The sequence below is a fragment of the Microcoleus sp. MON2_D5 genome, assembly GCF_036701905.1.
Taxonomy (GTDB): Bacteria; Cyanobacteriota; Cyanobacteriia; order Cyanobacteriales; family Microcoleaceae; genus Microcoleus.
In genome coordinates, this window is record NZ_JAUBRM010000091.1 from 1 (window position 1) to 4,528 (window position 4,528).

Consider the following 4,528-nt stretch of genomic DNA (forward strand, 5'->3'; position numbering starts at 1 on the left):
TCGAGCATTCTCAGCCAGAACCGATTGTCGAAAATCTAGAAGTTTCAGAAACGGTAGAGTCGATCGAGCATCCTCAAGCAGAACCCGAACCGATTTTAGATGCACCAAAGTCGATCGAGCATTCTCAGCCAGAACCGATTGTCGAAAATCTAGAAGTTTCAGAAACGGTAGAGTCGATCGAGCATCCTCAAGCAGAACCCGAACCGATTTTAGATGCACCAAAGTCGATCGAGCATTCTCAGCCAGAACCGATTGTCGAAAATCTAGAAGTTTCAGAAACGGTAGAGTCGATCGAGCATCCTCAAGCAGAACCCGAACCGATTTTAGATGCACCAAAGTCGATCGAGCATTCTCAGCCAGAACCGATTGTCGAAAATCTAGAAGTTTCAGAAACGGTAGAGTCGATCGAGCATCCTCAACCAGAACCCGAACCGATTTTAGATGCACCAAAGTCGAGCCAACCTTCTCAACCAGAACCGATTGTCGAAAATCTAGAAGTTTCAGAAACGGTAGAGTCGATCGAGCATTCTCAACCAGAACCCGAACCGATTTTAGATACACCAAAGTCGAGCCAACCTTCTCAAGCAGAACCGATTGTCGAAAATCTCGAAGTTTCAGAAACGGTAGAGTCGATCGAGCATTCTCAACCAGAATCCGAACCGATTTTAGATACACCAAAGTCGAGCCAACCTTCTCAACGAGAACCGATTGTCGAAAATCTCGAAGTTTCAGAAACACCAAAGTCGAGCCAACCTTCTCAACCAGAACCGGTTATCGAAAATCTCGAAGTTTCAGAAACACCAAAGTCGAGCCAACCTTCTCAACCAGAACCGGTTGTCGAAAATCTCGAAGTTTCAGAAACACCAAAGTCGAGCCAACCTTCTCAACCAGAACCGATTGTCGAAAATCTCGAAGTTTTAGAAACACCAAAGTCGAGCCAACCTTCTCAACCAGAATCCCAACCAGTTGTAAAAAATCGACTACTTAAAAAAAAGCCACAACCGAGTAGCGATTCTCAACCACAACAGCCACCTGTTACCAAAAAGCGACAAATAGAAAAAAAGCAAAAGGATAGCGACGACAGCGAAAAACCACCCGCAGGCGAATCAGAATGAACCAATTACCAATGGCCAATTACCCATTCCCAATTCCTAAAGGTTAGTAATGATTAGTAATATTATCGCAATTTACCGCAAAGAACTACAAAGCTATTTTGCCTCGCCATTAGCCTATGCCATCGCAGCAGTCTTTTGGCTAATCACCGGCTACTTTTTAATAGCCATCCTCCTCGCCCCCGACGGGTTAATTCCCCAAATCGGCCAGCGAGACCAAATGGGAATTACCGAACCTCCCATCGACGTTGCTTACGAATTCCTGCAACTCTTTCTGCGAATCATGGGTTCCCTTTCCTTGTTCGTACTACCCGCACTCTCAATGGGACTTTACGCTGAAGAACGCAAACGGGGCACCTTAGAACTATTAGCCACATCGCCCTTAACAAACTGGGCAGTTGCTACCGGCAAACTCCTGGGAGTTTTAACATTTTATACCACAATGTTGCTGCCCCTGCTGTTCTGCGAGGCGATCGTCCTCAGTTCCTCAACCCCACCCGTACCCCCCGGAGTTCTTCTGCTAGGACACGCCGGCTTAATATTACTAGCAGCAGGAGTATTGTCCCTAGGAATGTTTATTTCCTCCCTCACCGACAGCACAATTTTATCCGCCATCCTCACCTTCGCCCTAGTATTATTTCTCTGGGTGATCGATGCAGCCGCCGTCGGTATCGGTGGCCCTTTCGGAACAGCATTAGGACATTTGTCCCTCTTAACAAATTACACCAATCTTGTCAAGGGAGTTTTCGATACCAGCAGTTTAATTATGTTGGCCAGTTACATCATTTTAGGAGTATTTCTGACCGCCCAATCCATCGATGCGCTGCGATATCAGCGTTCCTAAAAGCATCAGGGAAGGCTTCGGGGAATAAAGAGGAAAGAGTGGGAAAGTAAGAGATTTGGAGAGTTGCACATTAAAGGAAAAACCACCACTTCCCAATTCGCAATGCCCAATGCCCAATGCCCAATGCCCAATTCCCAGTTCCCAATTAATGTTAGTTATTCCACTAATTACTTGAAAGAATGAGATTTATCAATCCCAAAATCGACTTTGCGTTCAAAAAAATATTCGGTTCCAGCGACAGCAAAGACATCCTGATTAATTTTTTAAACGCCATCCTTTATGAAGCACAGCCGATCATCGAAGACTTAGAAATAATCGACTCCCCGCCAGAAACTCCAACTCTCGGAGTCCAAGACACACACCTAGATGTCAAAGCCACAATTAACGGCGACAGAATCGCCCTAGTTGAAATTCAACTGATCAACGTGCCTTCCTTTGGGAACAGAGTTTTGTACAATGCTGCCAAAAGCTACAGCCAGCAATTAACAGGAAAAGAACGCTACGAAAGGCTAAAAACAGTAATTTCCTTGAAAATTACCGACTTTGAAATGTTTGAAAATCAGCCGGAATTTATGTCACGGTTTGTTTTCCAAGAAAAAGAGCAACAGTTTGAGTGTCCAGATACTGAAATAGAATTAGTATTTATCGAACTGCCAAAATTTAGCAAGGAATTAGCAGAATTAGAAACAAGTGCCGAGCAATGGATTTACTTTCTCGAAAATACCAGCACTCTGGAGACAGTACCAGAAACACTCAGTGCAGTTCCAGAAATTCAGAAAGCTTTTAGAATTGCCAGCGAGGAAAACTTCACTCAGGAAGAATTACATGAATTGCAGAAGCAAGAACTGTGGATTCAAGACCAGCAGATTGCCATAGAGGTAGCAAGAGAACAGGTGACAAAAACCGCTCAACTTTCGTTAATATTGCGTCAGCTAGTGCGGCGTTTAGGCACAATACAACCGGAAACCGAAAACTGCATCCGTGAATTAGGCGTAGAGCAATTAGAAGAACTAGGAGATGCCGTGCTGGACTTCAACAATCAGTCAGATTTAACAGCATGGTTGCAGGCTAATGCGATATAGAATAACATCCTCGAAGCGGAATTTTCTCACTCAATATTTACCTTATGAAAATTAGCAAAAAAAATTGGAAATACGTTTTTTTGCTGGGCCCCCTCCTCATCGCAGCGGGGGTAACAGCAGCACTTGTATCTGGAGTATGGGACCCCCTGACAGTCGGTTTAGTGATTGCCGGAGCAGTGACGATCGCACTTTGGCTGCTATATTTGAGTTACGAACAAAGCTTTTGGGGGCAGCGTTCCACTCAAGCCAGCACCAACGCCCTGATTGCTACCCTCGCCGTCTTTGTGATTCTCGGAGTAATTAACTTCATAGCAGTTCGCTATCCCGTCCGCCTCGACTTAACCGAAAGCCAACAATTTACCCTCGCCCCGCAGACTCAACAAATACTGCGAAACCTGCAACAAACAGTCAAAGTTTGGGTGTTTGACCCCACCCAAAATCCCCAAATCAAAGAATTGCTGCAAAGCTACAAACGCGAGGGAGGCGAAAAGTTCCAATTTGAGTTTGTTGACCCGCTAGCCCAACCGGGAAAAGCGCGGGAATTTAGCATTACCAGCGTCGGAGAAGTTTACCTGCAATCCGGTGACAAAAAACAGGTACTGCAAAAAGGCGGCACTGCTTTTGGTAGCGACCCGAATCAAGGGCTTTCAGAGATAAAACTTACCAATGGCTTAGAAGAAATCCTCAGCACTCGCGTTGCTACAGTTTACTTTTTGCAAGGCAAAGGAGCCCGCCCGATAAAGGAAGGTCAAGGCGGAATTCAGCAAGCTGAAAAAGCTCTGAAAGATAAATACTACAACGCCCAAACGCTGAATTTGACCGAACGCAAAGAAGTGCCAGAAGATGCAGATGCTTTAATCGTTCCGGGGCAGGACAAACCGTTTTCCGATACAGAAATTAAAGCACTAAGAGCTTATCTCGATCGCGGTGGCAGTTTATTGTTAATGGTAGACCCGGCAACTGATACGGGATTGGACAAATTGCTGCAAGAATGGGGCCTAAAACTAGACACCCGCTTGGCCATCGATGCTTCGGGCACTGGTCAAAGATTTGGCCTCGGCCCCACGGTTCCCACAGTCAGGCGCTACGGCGAACATCCGATTACTCAAAGTTTTGGCACCGGCATTTCTTTCTATCCGTTTGCGCGTGCTTTGGAAACCTCGCCCGTAGAAGGGATAGAGGAAAAACCGCTGATTTGGACGAGTCAAGAAAGTTGGGCGGAAAGCGATTTGACGACTAAGAAATTGGAGTTCGATCAGAAGACCGATCGACAAGGCCCGCTATTATTAGGTGTAGCTTTAGTTCGATCGTCCACTGACAGCACTCCCTTAAAGCCCTCACCTTCACCAACACCAACTTCGCCCTCGCCTTCACCCCAAGCATCACCGACAACTTCGCCCTCGCCTTCACCCCAAGCATCACCGACAGATTCCCCATCGCCGACAGATTCCCCATCGCCGACAGATTCACCATCGCCGACAGATTCACCA

The 4,528-nt window shown here is 46.2% G+C and carries 3 protein-coding genes and 1 pseudogene; all 4 read left to right on the forward strand.

Going from position 1 to position 4,528, the window contains the following annotated elements:
* A pseudogene (locus QUA47_RS25260) lies at window positions 1–1,115 on the forward strand (ATP-binding cassette domain-containing protein); the annotation flags it as partial.
* Window positions 1,116–1,164: 49 nt separating this feature from the next.
* Window positions 1,165–1,956, forward strand: a complete 792-nt coding sequence (locus QUA47_RS25265) for an ABC transporter permease (RefSeq protein WP_190663106.1) — start codon at window positions 1,165–1,167, stop codon at window positions 1,954–1,956.
* A 179-nt stretch (window positions 1,957–2,135) separates the two neighbouring features.
* The gene (locus QUA47_RS25270) at window positions 2,136–3,038 is read left to right on the forward strand and encodes an Rpn family recombination-promoting nuclease/putative transposase (protein ID WP_333432781.1); all 903 of its coding nucleotides are present in this window, start codon (window positions 2,136–2,138) and stop codon (window positions 3,036–3,038) included.
* Between the two features lie 44 nt (window positions 3,039–3,082).
* The coding region (locus QUA47_RS25275) for a Gldg family protein (RefSeq protein WP_333432782.1) at window positions 3,083–4,528 on the forward strand (1,446 nt) is incomplete at its 3' end.

What these genes read in the sequence shown, in the direction of transcription:
- QUA47_RS25270 (WP_333432781.1), top strand. Translation starts at nt 2,136, where the DNA reads ATGAGATTTATCAATCCCAAAATCGACTTTGCGTTCAAAAAAATATTC.
- QUA47_RS25265 (WP_190663106.1), top strand. Translation starts at nt 1,165, where the DNA reads ATGATTAGTAATATTATCGCAATTTACCGCAAAGAACTACAAAGCTAT.